Source organism: Candidatus Defluviilinea gracilis, from assembly GCA_016716235.1.
GTDB lineage: Bacteria > Chloroflexota > Anaerolineae > Anaerolineales > Villigracilaceae > Defluviilinea > Defluviilinea gracilis.
The window spans coordinates 1,523,520-1,542,277 of the sequence record JADJWS010000001.1 but is presented as its reverse complement, the minus strand read 5'-3'; the positions used below and the strand labels follow the sequence as shown (position 1 = coordinate 1,542,277).

Sequence of the window (18,758 nt, the reverse complement as noted above, 5' to 3'; positions counted from 1 at the left end):
ATCAACGCGCTCTCCCTGTTTTCACATCAACCCAGCATGCCACGCGATGATCCGGCGCAATTGTCTCAAGGGTCGGGTTTTCCTTCCAGCATCGTTCCATTGCCCATTTGCATCGCGGCGCAAAGGGACAGCGAGTGGGCTTTTCATATAAGAGCGGAGGCGAGCCTTCGATCGAAGTAAGGGTTTCATGCCCGCTGGCATCGACGCGCGGAAGACTGCCAAGCAAGCCTATGGTATAGGGGTGCGTGGGGTTGACGTACAAATCATTGACCGTTGATTCTTCGATGATGAAGCCGCCGTACATGACGATGACGCGCTGCGCCAGGCCGGCAACCACGCCCAGGTCGTGAGTGATCCAAACGATCGCCATGCCCAATTCACTGCGCAGTCGTTTTACGAGGTCGGTGATCTGCGCCTGAATGGTCACATCCAACGCGGTGGTGGGTTCGTCGGCAATGAGCACTTGGGGTGAGCAGGCCAGCGCCATGGCGATCATGACGCGTTGGCGCATCCCGCCGGAAAATTGATGAGGGTAGTCGGATAAGCGATCTTTAGCGTTTGGAATTCCCACCATGGCGAGCAGTTCCGCCGCGCGGATGGCGGCTTGCGCGCGAGTCATGCCGAGATGCACAACCAGCGGTTCCTCCAGTTGCCGCCCGATCGTCAAGACCGGGTTCAGGGAGGTCATGGGGTCTTGAAAGACCATGCCGATCTGCGCGCCGCGGATCTGACGAATTTCGGAGGCGCTCATTTTGAGGAGGTCGCGGCCGAAAAAGTGAGCCGTGCCTGATTTGATTTTTCCCGGAGGGGATGGGATCAAACCTAGTACCGAGAGCATGGTAACGCTTTTACCACACCCACTCTCCCCCACAACGCCTAGGGTTTCCCCTTCTTTAAGACCAAACGAAACGCCATTAACCGCATGGACAATCCCATCTGGAGTTTTGAATGTCGTTTCCAGCCCTTTCACATCCAGTAAAAGTTCAGGCATTTCGATGTTTTCCTTTTGAGCCTGGGAATCTTGTTGCCAAACACGCGCAGATTATACTCCATTCTAAAAGTCCGTCAATCACGATACGGCAAAATCAAAAACACCGTCTTGGATTCGGCAAGAATCAGTTCTCTAGAACTATATGCAACGCTTCCAGAGGAGTATTGACGTTCCACCGGTGGCTTTGTTGACACCGCCTCCCCGCAACGGTACAATTCGCATCATCATTAATATTCCCTGAGGAGATATTCCATGTTGAAAGAATTTAAAGACTTTGTGATACGCGGTAATGTGATCGACCTTGCCATTGCCGTGATCATCGGCGGCGCATTCGGCAAAATCGTCGCTTCGCTTGTGGGCGACGTTTTAATGCCGGTGATTGGGCTGTTACTCGGAGGCGTCAATTTCAGCGAATTGGCTCTCACTGTTGGTGACGCAGTCGTCAAGTATGGAGCGTTCATCCAATCCATCATTGATTTTCTTGTCATTGCCTTCGTCATTTTCCTTTTCATACGGACAATGAACCGAATAAAAAAGCCCGCCCCAACCGCGGAAGCTACCACCAAAGAATGCCCTTACTGTATCACCACGATTTCGATCAAAGCAAAGCGCTGTCCGAACTGTACGTCTCAATTGTAAATACGAAAACAACTACACACGTAGACAGGTAAACACGGAAACACGTCCCGCAGTTTTGAGACACAACACTGCGGGACGTTATCTTTCCTCTTTCTACTTTCTATTTTTCACCATCGATCACTGCTCACTGATAACTGCTTATCCACCTTCATCTTTCCCATGTCCTTCCTCGATACACTCAACCCTCAACAACGCGCCGCCGTCACAGCCGGGAACGGACCCGTTTTGGTCGTGGCAGGTCCGGGGTCCGGGAAGACGCGGGTGTTGACTCAACGCATCGCGTACCTCATCGCGGAGGAGGGCGTCCGCCCGTGGCAGATTCTCGCGGTCACATTCACCAACAAAGCCGCGAAGGAGATGCAGGAGCGCGTCAAGAAATTATTGCCCGACCAAGCCACCGAGGGAATCATGCTCGGCACGTTCCACTCGATCTGCGCGCGGATTCTGCGACGCGAGGCGGAACACCTCCCCATCGAATCGAACTTCGTGATCTTTGATGCGGACGATCAGGAACGCATCGTCAAGAATGTGATTCGTGAATTGAAGATCAATGAAAAAGTTTATCGCCCCGCAAGCGTGCATGCCTCGATCTCGCGCGCCAAGAACGAACTCATCGGCGCGGACGATTACCCCACGCTGACGTATCGCGACGAAGTGGTGAAGCGCGTGTACGCCGAATATCAAAAGCGACTCATCGCCAGCAACGCCGTGGATTTCGACGATATTTTGGTGTACACCGCGCGCTTACTTGCAGACAACCCGTCTGTGCGAGATAAATATGCCCAGCGGTTTCGCCACGTGCTGGTGGATGAATTTCAGGACACGAACCTTGCTCAATACGCCCTAATAAAAGAACTCGCTTCTTTTAATAGGAATGTGTTTTGCGTCGGGGACCAGGACCAGAGCGTGTATTCTTGGCGCGGGGCTGACTGGCGCAATATCGAACGCTTTAATCAGGATTTCCCTGATTCGCAGACCATCTTGCTTGAACAAAATTATCGTTCCAAGCAAAACATACTCGATGTGGCAATGGGTGTTATTGACCGCGCTCGCAACCGCCGCAAGAAAAAATTATTTAGCGATCGCGGCGAAGGCGAGAAAATATTTTTCTACGAAGCGCCCGACGATTACGCCGAAGCCTCGTTCGTTGTGGACAGCATCGCGCAACTCGTCGCCTCGCGGCAATTCGAGCCAGGCGACTGCGCGGTGATGTATCGCACCAACGCCATGTCGCGTTTAATTGAAGAAGCGTTTTTGCAAGCGCGGCTCCCCTATCGCCTCGTCGGCGCGCAGAGATTTTATGGACGGCGCGAAGTCAAAGACATCATCGCATTCCTGCGCCTCATCCACAACCCCGCCGACGAAGCCAGCCTCGACCGCATCATCAACGTCCCGCCGCGCGGCATCGGCGAGAAGACTCTCACTACGTTGCACATGGTCGCGCGGCAAAATGAAATGCAACCTGGCAACGTCCTCATTGACCTCGCGCGCGGCGATCAATCCGCGCATTGGAAATCGTTCACAGGTCGCGCCGCGCTTCCGCTTGCAGATTTCGGCGGAATGCTCGCCACGTGGCGCATCGCCGCGCAAACGCTCAACGTGCCAGAACTTTTTGACCGCGTCGTGAAAGACCTCAACTTCAAAGACTACATTGACGATCAATCGGAAGAGGGCGAAGACCGTTGGGAAAATGTCGTCGAACTCAAACGCCTCGCCGATGAATATTCCACGCGCACGCTCGACGAGTTCCTCGAAAACATCGCGCTCATCTCCGATCAAGACACCATCGCCGACGGCAACGTCCCCACGCTCCTCACCCTCCACGCCGCGAAAGGTCTCGAGTTCGGCGCGGTCTTCATCGTCGGTCTCGACGACGGCATCCTCCCGCACAGCCGTTCGTTCGACGATCCCGAATCAATGGAGGAAGAGCGCCGCCTCTTTTACGTCGGCATCACGCGCGCCAAAGATAAACTATATTTGATTCGATCCATTCAACGCGGCGGACGCGGCTTGCATGAGGAAACTTTCCCCTCGCGTTACCTGGATGATGTGCCTGCGGATTTACTCGTCGGCAAAACGCGCACGGGACGTTCCATCCGCGGACAAGTCCCCGAAACAAAATGGCAAACGCATCAGACGCAGGGGAGGCCTGCTTCAGTCACCCCAGCCAAATACCGCGCTGGGACGCGCATCAAACATCCCTCGTGGGGCGAAGGCATCGTGTTAGACAGCAAACTCCAAGACGACGACGAAATCGTGGATGTCGTGTTTGAGTCTGTTGGAATAAAAAGATTGTCGGCGAGTCTGGCGAATCTCAAGATCATTTGACGATAGACCATGGACCAATGACGATGGTCTATCGTCCATGGTCCATGGTCAAAAGGAGACCCATGCACTACAACAACCTCGGCAAGACTGGAATGAAAGTTTCGCGCTTGTGCCTCGGCATGATGAGTTACGGCTCAAACCAATGGCGCGATTGGGTGCTCGATGAGGAGCAAGCCAAACCCTTCATCAAACGCGCGCTCGATGCGGGCATCAACTTCTTCGATACCGCGGATGTGTATTCGCTCGGCGAAAGCGAACGGGTGACTGGCAACCTGCTCAAGCATTTTGGCGTGAAGCGAGAGCATGTGATCGTGGCGACAAAAGTCAATAACCAGATGAGCAAGGAAGTGAACGACAGAGGACTCTCGCGCAAGCACATCATGGACTCGATTGACAAATCGCTTCAACGATTGCAAATGGATTACGTTGACTTGTACCAGATCCACCGCTGGGATGATGAGACTCCCATCGAAGAGACGATGGAAGCGTTGAACGATGTCGTCCGCGCGGGCAAGGCGCGATACATCGGCGCGTCTTCGATGTACGCGTGGCAATTTGCAAAGGCACAGCACACAGCCGAACGTCGCGGCTGGAGTCGTTTCATCTCGATGCAGAATCACTACAACCTTGTCTATCGCGAAGAGGAACGCGAGATGATTCCTCAATGCGTGGATCAGGGCGTGGGACTCATCCCGTGGAGTCCGCTGGCAAGAGGGTTTCTCGCGGGCAACCGCCGCAAAGAAGATTGGGGCGACACGATGCGCTCAAAGAGCGATACGTTCGGGCATTCCATGTACTTCCGCGAGGAAGATTTCGCCATCGTTGAACGGGCGGGCGAGGTAGCAAAAGAACGCGGCGTGACCGTGCCGCAGATCGCGCTCGCGTGGCTGATGAACAAACCGCATATCTCCGCTCCCATCATCGGCGCGACGAAGATGGATCACCTCGAGCAAGCCATCACCGCAGTTGACATCCAACTCACAGAGGATGAAGTGAAACGACTCGAAGAGCCGTACAAGCCGCATCCTGTGTTGGGGCATTCCTGACGTTGGACGATAGACGATAGACGATGGTCAATTGTCCAACGTCTATCGTCAACCATACACGCGAGGTACAATTAACCCATGACCGAATCATTGAAAATCTTCATTCCTATGGCAGGCTGGGGAACGCGGATGCGTCCGCACACGTGGAGCAAGCCGAAACCGCTCGTGAGCGTGGCAGGCAAAACCACGCTTGAACATCTCATGGATATGTTCAAGACATTGCCCGACCCCAACAATGTGGAATACATCTTCATTGTTGGTCCGTATCTCGGCGAGTTGCAGATCCCCGCGTTCGTCAAAGAGAATTATCCCGACATCAAGGCGCATTACATTGTGCAGAGTGAAATGAAGGGACAATCGCACGCGCTCTGGCTGGGACGCGAGTTCATGCGCGGACCGATGATGGTGGTGTTCTCCGATTCGATCATCGAAACAGATTTCGCTTTTCTCAACGAGGAAAAATCGGACGGTGTGGCATGGGTACTGCCCTTCCCCGACCCGCGTCGCTTCGGTGTGGCGGAGGTGGGCGCGGATGGTTGGGTGAAGCGGTTTATTGAAAAACCATCCACGTTTGATAATAATCTCGTCGTGATCGGATGCTACTGGTTCAAAAGCGCGGAGGCGTTACTTGCCGCGATCGAAGAACAAATGGAACGGAACATCACCTTGAAGGGCGAGTTCTTTTTGACCGATACCATTTCTGTGATGATCGAAAAAGGCGCCAAAGTCCGCGCGCACAACGGACTCAGTTGGCTAGACGCGGGAACGATAGAAGCGACGCTGGATACGAATAAAATTTTGCTGGACAAGATGGGGAAACAAGTAAACACATACACAGGGAAACAGGTAAAGATCATCGAGCCTTGCGCGATTGATCCCTCGGCGGAGATTTCAAATTCCACGATTGGACCTCATGCTTCGATTGGCGCGAACTGCAAGATCGAGAACAGCACGATCGCTGAGAGCATCGTCGAGGCGGGATGCGAGATCAAAGACGCGGCGTTGAGTCGCTCGATGGTGGGCAGACAGGCTCAAGTCCGCGGAAGAGGCGATGGGCAAGTCGTCCAATTGAATGTCGGCGATAATAGTTACGTCGTTCTGTCGTAAAATATGAACATGGTCGAATGTCGGTCTGATTCGGAATATGCGGAGCGTCCGCTGTCTCTCACGTGGGAGGGATACAAGTATGAGATCGCGGAAATTGTCGCGCGTTGGCGCGGACCGAGCGAAAAAGGTTTCCGCGTGAAGACCGCCGATGGGCAGGCGTTCGATCTGACGTATCGGGAAATTCCCGATGAGTGGTTAGTGCAGCCAATTTAATATGTCATTGCGAGCGAAGCGAAGCAACCCCCAATACGTTGAGGAGATTGCTTCGTCGGGCTGAAGCCCTCCTCGCAACGACATAAAAAACTAATGGAGGTTCCATGCAGGAAGTAACGAATGTTCAACGTCTGTCGAAACGGGTGGCGGGACTGAAGCCTTCGGGCATTCGCAAATTTTTCGACATCGCCGCGACGATGAAAGATGTGATCTCGCTCGGCATCGGCGAACCCGACTTCACCACACCCAAACCGATCCTCGACGCGGGCATTCACTCCCTGCAAAGCGGCGAGACGCATTACACCTCGAACTGGGGCAAGATGGAATTGCGCCAGGCGATCTCCGATAATCTTAAACGTTTGTACAATATTAAATACGATCCGACGAACGAGATCATCGCGACGGTCGGCGGCTCGGAGGCGTTGTACCTCACGTTCACCGCGATCCTCAATTCTGGCGATGAGGTGATCATCCCCACGCCGTGTTTCGTTTCGTATCAAGCCGAAGTGATCATGGCGGGCGGCGTGGCTGTGGAAGTGCCTGCGCGCGAAGCGAATAATTTCTGCATTGACCCCGACGATATTCGCAAAGCGATCACGCCGCGCACAAAAGCGATCTTCATCGGTTATCCATCGAATCCCACAGGCGCGGTTGCTACACGCGAAGTGATGCTCGAGATCGCAAAGATGGCGGAAGAGTTTGATTTACTGGTCGTCACCGACGAACTCTATGACCGCCTCGTCTACGATTTTCAACACGTCTGCTTTCCCGCGCTGGATGAAAGCCTCAAGAATCGCACGATCCTCATCAACGGTTTTTCAAAAGCCTACGCGATGACGGGCTGGCGCATCGGCTATGCTTGCGGACCCGCGGACTTGATACAGGGTCTCGTGCGGATTCACCAGTACAGCATCATGTCTGCGCCGACGACCGCGCAAGACGCCGCGCTCGCCGCCCTTCAAATTGGCGACCCGCACGTGGAGGAGATGCGCCTCGAATATGACCGCCGCCGCAGACTCCTCGTGGCGGGACTCAACCGCCTCGGTCTCTCGACCTTCGAGCCGCGCGGCGCTTTCTACGCCTTTCCCAACATCCAAGCCTCTGGTATGGACGATGAAACGTTTGCCGAAAAATTATTGCGCGAAGAGTCAGTTGCAGTTGTGCCGGGCAATGCGTTCGGTCCGGGCGGCGAGGGGTATGCGCGCATGTGCTACGCCACCGAATACAGCAAGATCGAAGAGGCGCTGCATCGGATGGAAAAGTTTATGAATAGGTATGGGTAAACAAAAGAGAATTAGAGATTAGAGAATTGTAGGGGCAGACCAGTGTCTGCCCCTTTTGATTCTTGTGAAGGAGTAGGATCAAAGCAGTATGTCAACACTTATTTGGCACGACCCCGAATGGCAACAACAGGCACACGCTTGGATTCGATCGGAAGCCGCGCGCAATCAACTTCAACTCGTCGGCGAGATCGAACAACCTCATGCAGTGCACTGGTCAACGGTGATGCGTGTTCCAACAAATAGAGGCATGATCTTCTTTAAAGCAACCGCCTCTGAGACGGTCTATGAAATCGCGTTGACTCAATTGCTGGCGAGCCTTCAACCCAATGTCGTGCCTAAACTGATCGCAGTGGATACGACGCGCGGCTGGATGTTAATGCGCGATGGCGGCGAGCAATTGCGCGCATCCACTCGACCCACACAGGATGTGAAAGCGTGGGAGCCAGTCATCATCGAATATGCCAAATTGCAAATGGGGCTTGCTGAACATGCGGATGCAATTCTCGCGTTGGGAGTTCCCGATCATCGTCTCGCCGCGTTGCCCGCGTTATATTCGCAATTACTCGCGGATACTCCCAGTCTGATGATCGATCAGGAAAAGGGTCTCACCTCCGCTGAGTTCGAACAACTTCAAAACCTGAAACCGCGCTTCGAACAGATTTGTGCCGACCTCGCCGCGTATGGGATTCCAGAATCGATCAATCACGGCGACTTCCACGATGGCAACATCCTACTCAAGAACGGATGCATCACTTTCTTCGATTGGGGCGACGCCGACGTGACGCATCCTTTCGTCTCCCTCCGTACTTGGTTTGTCAGCATGGAGATCGCGCTCAACCTGGACGATTGGGCGCCGCCTACGGCGGAGATGTCGAGGCTGTTGGAAAAGTATCTCGAAGCGTGGCAGGCGTACGGGGAGAAAGAGGCGTTGGCATCCGCTTATCGGCTTTCACGCCCAGTCGCGTCCATCGTCAAGACTCTGGCATGGCATCAAGGCATCTCACGCATGGACGACTCCCTGCGCGGCGAATACGCATGGATCGTGCCGAATTTGTTGCAGGAGTTCATGGTGTATGAGAAGATGTTGGACTAACGATTGAAAGTGCGGGTGATATACTTTCCCCATGGAAGTTGACTACAAAAAATTAGTCCGCGAACGCATCCTCGCCAGGGATGGATTGATCCGCGCCACTTTCAGCGGGGGGCAAAAGGGATCATCGCTCGCATGGAATAAAGTGATCGTGCGACCTGTGGAGATCAAGGGCGAAATTCATTTGCAATTCTCCTATTTCGACGACAAAAAGGACATCACGAAAAATCATCTCGCCGACGCCGCATCCAAAGTGGATGAGTTGCTCGCTCTCCCCTTCCGAAATATTTTTGTCGAAAGCGCGGATGGCAATGTGCAGGTCAACATCTCGAAGAGGGGAAAAGCGGTGGTGAGCGAACCCAAGTCATCAAAGACGCATGTTGAAACAAATCTCGCGCACGACCGCCAGAAAAGCAGACTCCTATCCGCTGACAATGCCGAACCATTTCTCAAAGCGGTTGGCATAATGACAAGTGACGGCAGAATCAGGGCGGATATGCAGCGCAAGTTCAAACAGATCAATGAATTTTTGCGCCTTGTGGATGAAACCGATTCGTTTCGACCAGGCTCAACGCAAGCCTTCCAGACTTTGAGCAGTGAGCCGATCCATGTTGTGGATTTTGGCTGTGGCAATGCCTATCTCACTTTTGCGATCTACTATTATTTAAATGAGATTCTCAAATTCGACGCGCGCGTCACGGGCGTGGATGTGAAAGCCGACTTGATCGCGAGTCACCAGCAGAAGGCGGAATCGCTTGGGTGGAGCCGAATCAACTTCCACGTCGGAGAGATCGAGGGCTACATCCCCGAACATAAGCCGAATGTTGTCCTCGCCCTCCACGCCTGCGACACCGCCACCGACGACGCGCTCGCGCAGGGAATCCGCTGGGGGAGCAAGTTGATCGTCTGCGCGCCGTGTTGCCAGCATGAATTACAGGCGCAAATGTCGCGCGTCGCTATGCCCGAGCAATTATTGCCCATCTTCAAAGATGGAATATTCTTCGAGCGTATGGGAGACATCCTCACCGACACCTTCCGCGCGGCGATCCTGCGTATCATGGGCTATCGCACCGACGTGACTCAATTCGTCCCCATCGAACACACCGCCAAGAATCTCATGATCCGCTCGGTGAAAACATCACCCGCAGGAAATGCGCATTGGATTGAAGAGTATCGGAATTTAAAATCGTTCTGGCAGGTCACGCCGTATCTTGAAAAACTGCTTGGGGATGAGTACAAACAATTCCTTTAAAGCAAAAACTTCACCATGGAGAATACTCAATGAAATTATCCGTTACCAATCTCGGTAAACAATATCGCCGCGACTTTTGGGGACTCAAAGACTTTTCCCTTGAGATCAAACCCGGGATTCTAGGCTTGCTCGGACCGAACGGCGCGGGCAAGTCCACGTTTATGCGCATGCTGGCGACCATTACAAAACCCACGGATGGGAAAATTTTGTGGAACGATGCGGATATCGTCAAATCGCCCGACACTCTGCGGGCTGTGCTTGGATATTTGCCGCAGGATTTTGGTGTTTATCCCAACCTGAACGCAGTTGAATTTCTCGAATACATGGCGGCTATTAAAGGGCTGGATGCGCAAGCAACAAAACAACGGATTGATGAGTTGCTTCAAATTGTGAATCTCGTCGGAGCCGCCAAACGTCCGCTGGGCGGATATTCAGGCGGGATGAAACAACGCGTGGGCATCGCGCAAGCCCTGCTCAACGATCCGCAATTGCTTATTGTGGACGAACCCACTGTGGGACTCGACCCCGAAGAGAGAGTCCGGTTCAGGAATCTGTTATCAGACCTTTCGGGCGAACGAATCGTGATCTTATCCACGCACATTGTTTCGGATGTGGAAGCGACCGCCACATACATCGCGCTTGTGAACAAAGGGCATCTCGTGCGCGAGTCCGCGCCTGAGGATTTGCTCAAGGAACTCGAAGGCAAAGTCTGGGAGTGGACGGTTACCAGCGATGAACTCGTGACTCTCAAACAAAAGCACATCGTTAGCGGGACGATCAGAAGAAGCGACGGGGTGGAGGTGAGGGTCGTGAGCGCGAACCAGCCTGAGGCGGGGGCAAGAAGCGTGAATCCGAATCTCGAAGATGCGTATCTGCATTTCATCGGAGGTCGCGCATGAATCAAGCGCGTATCATCTATCACTTGGCGCGCGCCGATTTTTTAGAGCGCGTGCGCCGCTATAGTTTCCTCATCATGCTGGGGCTGGCGGTTTTTCTTGGCTATCAGGTGGCGGCGGGGAATGTGACCATGCGGCTCGATGTGTATCGCGGCGAGTTCAACTCGGCGTGGGTCGGGAGCATGATGGCGCTGTTATCGTCTTTCTTTCTCGGCTGGTTCGGGTTTTATCTTGTCAAAGGTTCGGTGGCGCGCGACCGCGAAACAGGCGTCGGGCAGATCATGGCGACCACGCCGCTGACTCGCCTGTTGTACATGTTCGGAAAATGGGCAAGCAATTTTTCAGTGTTGCTTGCGATGAACGTTGTGCTCGCGATTGCGGGCATCGGCATTCAATACCTCGCGGGCGAAAGTATGCAGTTCGATCTCGCCGCCCTGTTCGCGCCTTTTCTTTTTATCACGCTGCCCATGATGGCGCTCGTCGCGGCGGTCGCTGTTCTTTTTGAAAGTGTCGGCTTTCTCAGCGGCGGCTTCGGCAATGTGATCTATTTTTTCATGTTCGCTTTTATCTTTCCGCTTGCCGATCCATTAAGCGCAACAAATCCCGCTCTCGAGCCGCTCGGCATGGGGTTGATCCAGCACAGCGCGGGCGCGGCGGCAAGCGCGGCGTTCCCAGACTACAATGGCGGATTCGTCCTCGGCGACCCCGCTATTGCTGATAGCCTGGGCGGAAACCTCGACCCCGCAAGTTATATCTTCCAATGGAACGGCATAGAGTGGACTGCTGAGATCATTCTCAAACGGTTTATATTTTTCGGCATCGCCATCGCGTTGACGTTTCTCGCGTCCATTTTCTTTGACCGCTTCGACCCGTCTCGCAGAAAACCGCGCAGGGTGCGGAGTAAAAGCGCCGCTTCCATTTCGACGCCTCAATCTGATTCGACCTCTCAAGCCTTATCTCAGCCCGCGCATTTAACGCCTCTCGCCCCCTCCCAAAACAGATTTGCCTTCCTGCGAGTTTTGGTCTCCGAACTCAAACTCCTCCTCAAAGGTCGGCGTTGGTGGTGGTATGCAGGCGCGCTCGGTTTGTTCATCGCCTCGCTGACCAACTCACCTGAGAACGTCCGCGCTATCGTCCTGCCGTTCGTATGGTTGTGGCCCATCCTCGTTTGGTCTGGCATGGGCAACCGTGAGATAACCAGCAACACGGGTCCAATGGTCTTCTCCTCCGCCGCGCCGCTGATGAGGCAACTCCCCGCTCAATGGCTGGCAGGCTTTCTCGTCACACTCCTGACGGGTAGCGGAGCCGCATTAAAGTTATTGGGCGCGGGTGATGAGATTGGTCTGTTGGCTTGGTTCTCCGGCGCGCTGTTCATTCCATCCTTTGCGCTGGCATTGGGCGTGTGGAGCAACAGCCACAAACTCTTTGAAGTTTTATACGTTACAATGTGGTACCTCATGTTGAATAAAATTGACGCGCTGGATTACCTCGGCGCAAACAGCGACGGCAATATCGGGTTTTTCATTCCCTTGTCCATCGCGTTGGTCATCGCCGCGTTCGTTGGCAGAGCAAGGCAATTGAGAAATTAAATCAAAAATCCCCGCGATCTTCATCGCGGGGATTTTTTTGTCAGACTGATTCAGTCAATTAGCCTAAAACGACAACGTTCGCGGCTTGGGGTCCCTTCGGTCCCTGTTCGACAGTGAACTCGACCTTCTGACCCTCTTGCAGGTTCTTGAACCCCTCGCCTTGAATGGCGGAGAAGTGCACGAAAACATCGGGCCCGCTTTCGCGTTCGATGAAGCCGTACCCTTTGGTCCCGTTGAACCACTTGACTGTACCGTTGATACGATCCGACATGTTTGCCTCCTATGGCAATAAAAAATTTGGAGGTAACCACGTATTGCATCGGAATCGCCGCAACGGCGAAAAAACAAAGCGGCTCACGGACGATCCGTGAGCCACCTGGTACTTCCAAAGCAAACTACTGGTATCCTACGCCGCTTAAGATAACATGAGCAGAGCGATGTGTCAATAGAATCACTTCGCCGTCGTCAACGTCAACTTCTCTTTTCCAAGCCGATAATTGCCGTTGTGTTTTAGCACCTGCTCCACCAAATCCTCAGGGACATCCACGAACGTGAACTTATCCTCGATACGAATTTTTCCGATGGTGTAGCCCGGGATGTTCGCATGGAAAGCGATCGTGCCGACAATGTCATTCGGGCGGATTCCGCTCGACTTGCCTTTGTTCAACTTCAAGCGCACCATCCCCTCCTCGTGGGACCCATCACCGCGATGCCTTTGCGAAGCGCTCCCGTGGGACTGCCTGCCTCCCCTCCCCGACTCCCCTCGCTCCTCAAATTTCTTTCCTCTTTCCACTTTCCACGCTTGCCCTGAGCGGAGCCGAAGGGTTCCACCATCATCCTTCCGTTTGAATTCAGCCTTTACTTCATGAATCTCCGCAATCGGTCTCTGCTTCTCATCAGCCCGCGCGATCTTGATCGCCGCCGCCGCAATGTTCAATGGATCGTGCCCCGCCGCAATCAACTCATTGACCATTTCAAGTTCGCGCTTGTAGCGTCCGCGCCCGAGCCAGACCTTCATCGTCTCGATGACTTGGTTTTCACGGTGACGATGAATATCGCCAACGGTGGGAAGTTCCATCTTGGTGACGGGTTGCTTGGTCAACGCTTCCACTTCGCGCATGCGGCGTCTTTCGCGCGGCGCGAGCAACGTGATGGCAACGCCTGTTTTGCCCGCGCGTCCCGTCCGCCCGATGCGGTGGATGTACACTTCGGCATCATCAGGCAGGTGAAAATTGAACACGTGAGAAATATCGTCAATGTCGAGACCGCGCGCGGCGACATCGGTGGCAACCAACACTTTTAATTGATTGTCGCGGAAACGTCCCAGCACGCGTTCGCGGGCGCGTTGGTCCAAGTCGCCGTGGATCGCTTCGGCAGGGATTCCGCGCACGACGAGTTCGTTGGCAAGCGACGCGGTCTCTGCGCGGGTGCGGGCGAAGATCAGCGCGCTCTTGATCGGCTCGATCTCGAAGAGGCGGGTAAGCGCGCTGGTCTTATCCGACTCATGCACAAGATAATAACGCTGTTCGATGGCTGAGGCGGTGAGCGTGCTTCTTTTCACTGCGACAGTTTGAGGGTCGCGCATGAAGCGGTCTGCCAATTTGCGAATCCGCGCAGGCATGGTGGCGCTGAATAAGGCGGTCTGCCTCTCCGCTGGAGTCGTCGCAAGGATTTTTTCCACCTCTTCCACGAATCCCATGTTGAGCATTTCGTCGGCTTCATCAAGCACGACGGTTTTGATGTCGTCCAACACTAAAACTTTCCGTTCAAGCAAGTCATTCAAACGACCCGGCGTGCCGACCACAACATCCACGCCGCGCTTGAGGCTTCCGATCTGCGGACCATACGGCTGGCCGCCATACACCGCCAACACGCGGACGTGCAGATGCTTGCCATATTCATTTAACGAATTGGCAACTTGCAACGCGAGTTCGCGCGTGGGGGCAAGCACCAATGCCTGCGGATTTTTTTGTCGTTGAAAATTTTGCAGAATGGGGAGCGCGAACGCGGCGGTCTTGCCTGTGCCCGTCTGCGCCTGCCCGATCACATCAGCCCCCGTGAGCATGACCGGAATCAACGCGGCTTGGATCGGCGTCGGCGTGGAGTAGCCGAGTTCGGAGATCGCCTGCATGATCTCGTCACGCAGGTTTAGAGAAGTAAATTCGGTTGTCATCGTTTTCCTTTGCATGTCGTTGCGAGGCGGGCGAAGCCAGACAAAGCAACGACATATGATATGGAATGTTCCGACGACTCCGTTTCACTTCCTTCTTGCAAATCAAGCCTTCCTTTTCAGGTCGGCTTGCCCAACAAAAAAGCCCGACACACGTTCATCGGGCGTTCGTTCGGAGGATCAAAACAATTCCCAGATTAATTACAGCGGCGGGAGTATAACACGGTTTTCTGGAAATCTATTTTTTCAGAATCGAGGCGGACAAGGTATGTGTGGAGAGCAACCTCTTTGCCACAGAAACACTGAGGCCAGAGAGTGAAAGCCTCAAAATCTCTGCATGGCTCCGTGTCTCGCCTATACCGACGCTTTTTCGGGGGCGGTCCAAAAAACCGCCAATCATTCTTGTCTAATCATTATCACTGATTACCTTAGACAACGCCCTTTGGACGCAGACCCTTGCGCCGCCCGCAAGGGCAGGTGAAAACGCTGATTTCGCTGATTCAAAACAAAGAATCTGCGTTGTCTGCATGAATCAGCGTCCCGAGTTTGAAAGCGCAAGGTAATCAATCATCAGTAGATCACGGTTCTTGACTCAGTTGCACTGCGTCAAGGCAGGCGACACGATTTGCTTGGCAAATCGAACTGCGCCTGAACTTTCGTGAAGTACTGGTAATATTTCCTTAATAAGATTTTACGATGTCGCGTTGTCCATCTGGTGTAAGAAAATCTGGAAAAGGAGAATTTATTATGAACGCCAATCTTCAAACTGCCACGCTGGCTGGGGGATGTTTCTGGTGTCTCGAAGCCGTTTTCGATGAGGTGAAGGGAGTCGAGGGTGTGGAGTCAGGCTACACCGGCGGACGAAGCGCGAATCCGTCGTACCGCGAAGTCTGCAATGGCGATACGGGTCATGCCGAGGTGGTGCAAGTCCATTTTGATCCTAATGTCGTTTCATATCGCGACTTGTTGAATGTATTCTTCGCGATTCACGATCCCACCACGATGAATCGTCAAGGCAACGACATCGGCACGCAATATCGCTCCGCGATTTTTTATCACGACGACGAACAGAAGAAAGTTGCCGAGGAACTCATCAAGGAATTGAACGCGCAAAAGATATGGGATAAGCCCATCGTGACCGAGGTCTCAAAACTGGACAAGTTTTACATGGCGGAGGATTACCATCAGGAGTACTTCGCTCGCAATCCGTACCAGCCTTATTGCCAGGCGGTCGTTGCGCCGAAGGTGTCAAAGTTCCGCAAATATCATTTGGAGATGCTGAAGAAGCAGACCGCGTAAATAAAACAGTCCCTTGAAGTGTTCGTCTCAAGGGACTGTTCGTTTAAAGATCGCAAGGCGACGGGAGAGTCCCGGGAGGGACCGTATCCTGAAATTTCACATCCGCGTTTCGCAACGCGTCCACTTTTGCGTTGATCTCCTCAGGGGTTAAAGAAACGCCCACATCATGGAAGACCCAGTCTATATCTTCTTGATATTCGCGCGCGTCTCCCGCCCCGTTCAAACCGCCTTCGATAAACCACAGATTGAAATTCATAGACATGGGCGCATCGGGAAAATAGTATTGATCGTGTTCGGCGATCTGTTCGCCGTCCACAAAATAGCGGACTGTACCGTCGGTCACTTGCGCAACCAACGTATGCCAGCCTGCCAGGCTTCCCTCGCGCGCATTGCTGGTGTTATCGGCATTCCAGGGTTCGATCTGAACTTTTTCCCACGTGGTGAAGTGCATGATGTTGGGAGGTCCGCCCCAGCCGCCGTTCGGCAGATACTCAAAATCCATCTCGCTGTAATTTGGATCGAGCGGCTTCTCGTACGGGGTGATCATGTAGAACGTCTCAACAATCTGATCGCCGTCGCTGCCGGAAACCGGCTCGTCGCTAAAGCGGACCCGCGCGGCATATGTCCCTTCGAGATATTTGCGCTGGTGGCAAATTTGCGTTTGGAATGTATTCTCCTTCGTGCCGTCGGTGGAGGAGGTCATGCGCAAGAGGCGATTGCCCGCCTCGTCGGGGTGATCCACAAAAGATACGTTCTCCGCGCGGAAGGTCGCGCCGGTGACGCCGGGCCAGCCCTGCCCACTGCGGATGATCCAGCCGTTGGCGGTCATTTCGCTTGACGCGGAATAAGAAAAATCGTCGAACAAAATTTGCGAAGGATCTGTGGTGGGTACGGGAATGGATTCCGTCGTAGGCGTGAAAGGAATGGCTTCCGGCGTAGGTGTGAAGGGAACAGTTGTCGGCATTGGCGCGGGGTTGGTCGCGGGCGGGAGCGGGTTGGATACGCAACCTACCAGCAGCAAAAGGCACAACGCGTACAAAATAGTTTTATCGTGTTTCATTTCCCAGTCTCCTTATGGATATGCTTTGCGCGCAGTATAACATCAAGTTCGATCTTTAAATAGCCTGTGACTGTCAGGTTAAGAAGCTCCAAATCTCTTTTTGCGCAGATGGACAAAAACCACACCAAAGCCGATAAGGGCTGTGCCGCACGACGGGAGATTGAATCCGCGAGGAACTTCACTTTCAGCCTGCAAATTGACGACTCCGCTTTTCGATGTCGGTTTCCAAACGAGGGTGTTTCCATTCACTTGATCGGCGTTGTGAGAAATGGGCGTACCGGGTAAAACGACCGACCAGGTGATCTCGGTGAGCGTGGAAAAACTCGAGCCTTCCGAAAGGGTGTCTATATCTACATCGTAGTAAAACTTTCCATCGCTGATCTCGAGGCGGTTGACCGTTAGTCCCTTTTGTTTTTCATACAGGGCGCGAAGTTCGTCCAGATTCGTGAATTGAGTCGTTGTCACGCACCAAGTCTCGTCGTTGCGCTGTTCTTCGGTCACTGAGACGTTCTCAGGCGTCTGCGAGGTATTGCAGAAATCTTGCGAGTTGGCGTATTGTTTTTCTATATTGGCGCGTTCCTCCGCTGAGAACCCTACCCCAGTCTGCAATTCGCCTGAGCCGTTTGGTTTGATCGAAGTTGTTGTCTCCAGCTTGTGGCATCCCGCCAGCAAGATCAATATCAGAACCCATGCAATTTTTTTGAGAGGATGATATTTCATCGTAACCTTCCTTTCATGATCATAGTTTGCAACACCGCGACTCGGCGGCGAGTTCTCCCCCAAAAGTTTGTTATACTTGCCGTCGCTCATGAACGAAACACAGACTCCCAACTTCTACGTACGCGACATCCCCATCTACGGGGACACGCTTCTCGCGCCCATGGACGGCTACTCGGACTGGCCCTTCCGTTCGATTTGCCGCGCTCTCGGTTCGGCGATGAGTTACACCGAGTTCGTGAAAGTGGAGAAGATCCTCAGCCGCTCGAAGGAGCCCGCCAAGCGGTTGTATTACGAGGAAGCCGAGCGACCTGTCACCTTTCAAATCTACGGCGACGATCCCGACTTGATCCTCAAAGCCGCGTTGATCGTGGAACAGTGGAAGCCCGACATCATTGACATCAATATGGGATGCCCCGCCAAGTCTATTGCGGATCGCGGCGCGGGCGTGGGGATGATGCCGAGTCCGTTGCGGATCGCGCGGACGTTTCGGATGTTGGTGAAGTCGTTGAAAGTTCCCGTCACAGGGAAGATCCGTTTGGGGTGGGACAAGAACAAGAATTACAAACTCATCGCGCGGATCGTGGAAGAAGAGGGCGGCTCGCTCATTGCAGTGCATGGTCGCACAAAAGAACAACGCTACGCCGGCAATGCCGACTGGGACGCGATCGCCGAAGTGAAAGCGGCAGTCAGCATCCCCGTGGTGGGAAGCGGCGATGTCCGCGCGATGGCGGACATCCAAAAGATGAAACAGCACACGCATTGCGACGCGGTTATGATTGGGCGCGGCGCAATCGCCAATCCGTGGATCTTTATGGGGCTGGATCGCGAGGACGTGCCGCATCAATTATTGAAAGAAACGGTGCAAGAACATTTGCAAAAGAGCGCGCAGTTTTATGGCGAAGAGGACGGGCAAAGACTCTTCCGCAAATATGCCGTGCAATACTTGTTGTTGAAAACGCTCGACCGCGACGCGCGCAAAGAAATTTTGAAAGAACGACCTGCGGGGGAATTTTTAGAAATGCTGAATCAAGTCTATGCGACAATTGCGAATTAAATAAAACGAGCGCAGAATTTC

At 53.6% G+C, this 18,758-nt stretch carries 17 protein-coding genes; 12 read left to right on the top strand and 5 right to left on the bottom strand.

What is annotated here, in order from left to right; translation table 11 throughout:
* Position 1: 1 nt before the first annotated feature.
* Positions 2 to 991, bottom strand: coding sequence for an ABC transporter ATP-binding protein (locus IPM31_07220; GenBank protein ID MBK9006771.1), 990 nt, complete (start codon positions 989 to 991; stop codon positions 2 to 4).
* Positions 992 to 1,243: 252 nt separating this feature from the next.
* Here IPM31_07220 and mscL point away from each other — a divergent pair, with 252 nt between their 5' ends.
* The 10 genes from mscL to IPM31_07170 all read left to right on the top strand — a co-directional run bounded on the left by mscL (position 1,244) and on the right by IPM31_07170 (position 12,434).
* Positions 1,244 to 1,630: a large conductance mechanosensitive channel protein MscL gene (gene mscL / locus IPM31_07215; GenBank protein MBK9006770.1), complete on the top strand. Its 387-nt coding sequence runs from the start codon at positions 1,244 to 1,246 to the stop codon at positions 1,628 to 1,630.
* Between the two features lie 159 nt (positions 1,631 to 1,789).
* Positions 1,790 to 3,958, top strand: coding sequence for a UvrD-helicase domain-containing protein (locus IPM31_07210; protein ID MBK9006769.1), 2,169 nt, complete (start codon positions 1,790 to 1,792; stop codon positions 3,956 to 3,958).
* Between the two features lie 62 nt (positions 3,959 to 4,020).
* Entirely contained in the window at positions 4,021 to 5,004 is a 984-nt protein-coding gene (locus tag IPM31_07205) for an aldo/keto reductase (protein MBK9006768.1), read from the top strand.
* 78 nt (positions 5,005 to 5,082) lie between these two features.
* Positions 5,083 to 6,111: a nucleotidyltransferase gene (locus tag IPM31_07200; protein MBK9006767.1), complete on the top strand. Its 1,029-nt coding sequence runs from the start codon at positions 5,083 to 5,085 to the stop codon at positions 6,109 to 6,111.
* A gap of 3 nt (positions 6,112 to 6,114) precedes the next feature.
* Complete coding sequence (locus tag IPM31_07195) at positions 6,115 to 6,324, top strand: hypothetical protein (GenBank protein MBK9006766.1); 210 nt, start codon at positions 6,115 to 6,117, stop codon at positions 6,322 to 6,324.
* Between the two features lie 104 nt (positions 6,325 to 6,428).
* Positions 6,429 to 7,607, top strand: a complete 1,179-nt coding sequence (locus tag IPM31_07190; protein ID MBK9006765.1) for an aminotransferase class I/II-fold pyridoxal phosphate-dependent enzyme — start codon at positions 6,429 to 6,431, stop codon at positions 7,605 to 7,607.
* An 88-nt stretch (positions 7,608 to 7,695) separates the two neighbouring features.
* Entirely contained in the window at positions 7,696 to 8,700 is a 1,005-nt protein-coding gene (locus IPM31_07185) for an aminoglycoside phosphotransferase family protein (GenBank protein ID MBK9006764.1), read from the top strand.
* Between the two features lie 31 nt (positions 8,701 to 8,731).
* Positions 8,732 to 9,949 carry an SAM-dependent methyltransferase gene (locus IPM31_07180; GenBank protein ID MBK9006763.1) on the top strand — a complete coding sequence of 406 codons (1,218 nt, stop codon included), beginning with the start codon at positions 8,732 to 8,734 and terminating at the stop codon, positions 9,947 to 9,949.
* Positions 9,950 to 9,978: 29 nt separating this feature from the next.
* On the top strand, positions 9,979 to 10,848 hold the full coding sequence (locus tag IPM31_07175) for an ABC transporter ATP-binding protein (GenBank protein MBK9006762.1): 870 nt from the start codon (positions 9,979 to 9,981) through the stop codon (positions 10,846 to 10,848).
* The gene (locus tag IPM31_07170; GenBank protein ID MBK9006761.1) at positions 10,845 to 12,434 is read left to right on the top strand and encodes a hypothetical protein; all 1,590 of its coding nucleotides are present in this window, start codon (positions 10,845 to 10,847) and stop codon (positions 12,432 to 12,434) included. The genes IPM31_07175 and IPM31_07170 overlap by 4 nt, the downstream gene beginning before the upstream one ends.
* Before the next feature lie 58 nt (positions 12,435 to 12,492).
* Here the strand turns inward: IPM31_07170 and IPM31_07165 are convergent, their stop codons facing one another.
* Together IPM31_07165 and IPM31_07160 are read right to left on the bottom strand one after the other, a co-directional pair.
* Positions 12,493 to 12,705 (bottom strand): cold-shock protein, encoded by a 213-nt coding sequence (locus IPM31_07165; GenBank protein ID MBK9006760.1) that lies wholly within the window; start codon positions 12,703 to 12,705, stop codon positions 12,493 to 12,495.
* A 180-nt stretch (positions 12,706 to 12,885) separates the two neighbouring features.
* A complete protein-coding gene (locus IPM31_07160; GenBank protein MBK9006759.1) occupies positions 12,886 to 14,607 on the bottom strand; it encodes a DEAD/DEAH box helicase in 1,722 nt (573 codons plus the stop codon).
* Positions 14,608 to 15,351: 744 nt separating this feature from the next.
* On the opposite strand from IPM31_07160, the gene msrA reads away from it, so the two are divergent.
* Positions 15,352 to 15,903: a peptide-methionine (S)-S-oxide reductase MsrA gene (gene msrA, locus IPM31_07155; protein MBK9006758.1), complete on the top strand. Its 552-nt coding sequence runs from the start codon at positions 15,352 to 15,354 to the stop codon at positions 15,901 to 15,903.
* 43 nt (positions 15,904 to 15,946) lie between these two features.
* Here the strand turns inward: msrA and IPM31_07150 are convergent, their stop codons facing one another.
* Positions 15,947 to 16,963: a glycoside hydrolase family 16 protein gene (locus tag IPM31_07150; GenBank protein MBK9006757.1), complete on the bottom strand. Its 1,017-nt coding sequence runs from the start codon at positions 16,961 to 16,963 to the stop codon at positions 15,947 to 15,949.
* A 78-nt stretch (positions 16,964 to 17,041) separates the two neighbouring features.
* Positions 17,042 to 17,683 (bottom strand): hypothetical protein, encoded by a 642-nt coding sequence (locus IPM31_07145; protein MBK9006756.1) that lies wholly within the window; start codon positions 17,681 to 17,683, stop codon positions 17,042 to 17,044.
* An 88-nt stretch (positions 17,684 to 17,771) separates the two neighbouring features.
* On the opposite strand from IPM31_07145, the gene IPM31_07140 reads away from it, so the two are divergent.
* The gene (locus IPM31_07140; protein ID MBK9006755.1) at positions 17,772 to 18,737 is read left to right on the top strand and encodes a tRNA-dihydrouridine synthase family protein; all 966 of its coding nucleotides are present in this window, start codon (positions 17,772 to 17,774) and stop codon (positions 18,735 to 18,737) included.
* The last annotated feature ends 21 nt before the right edge of the window (positions 18,738 to 18,758 follow it).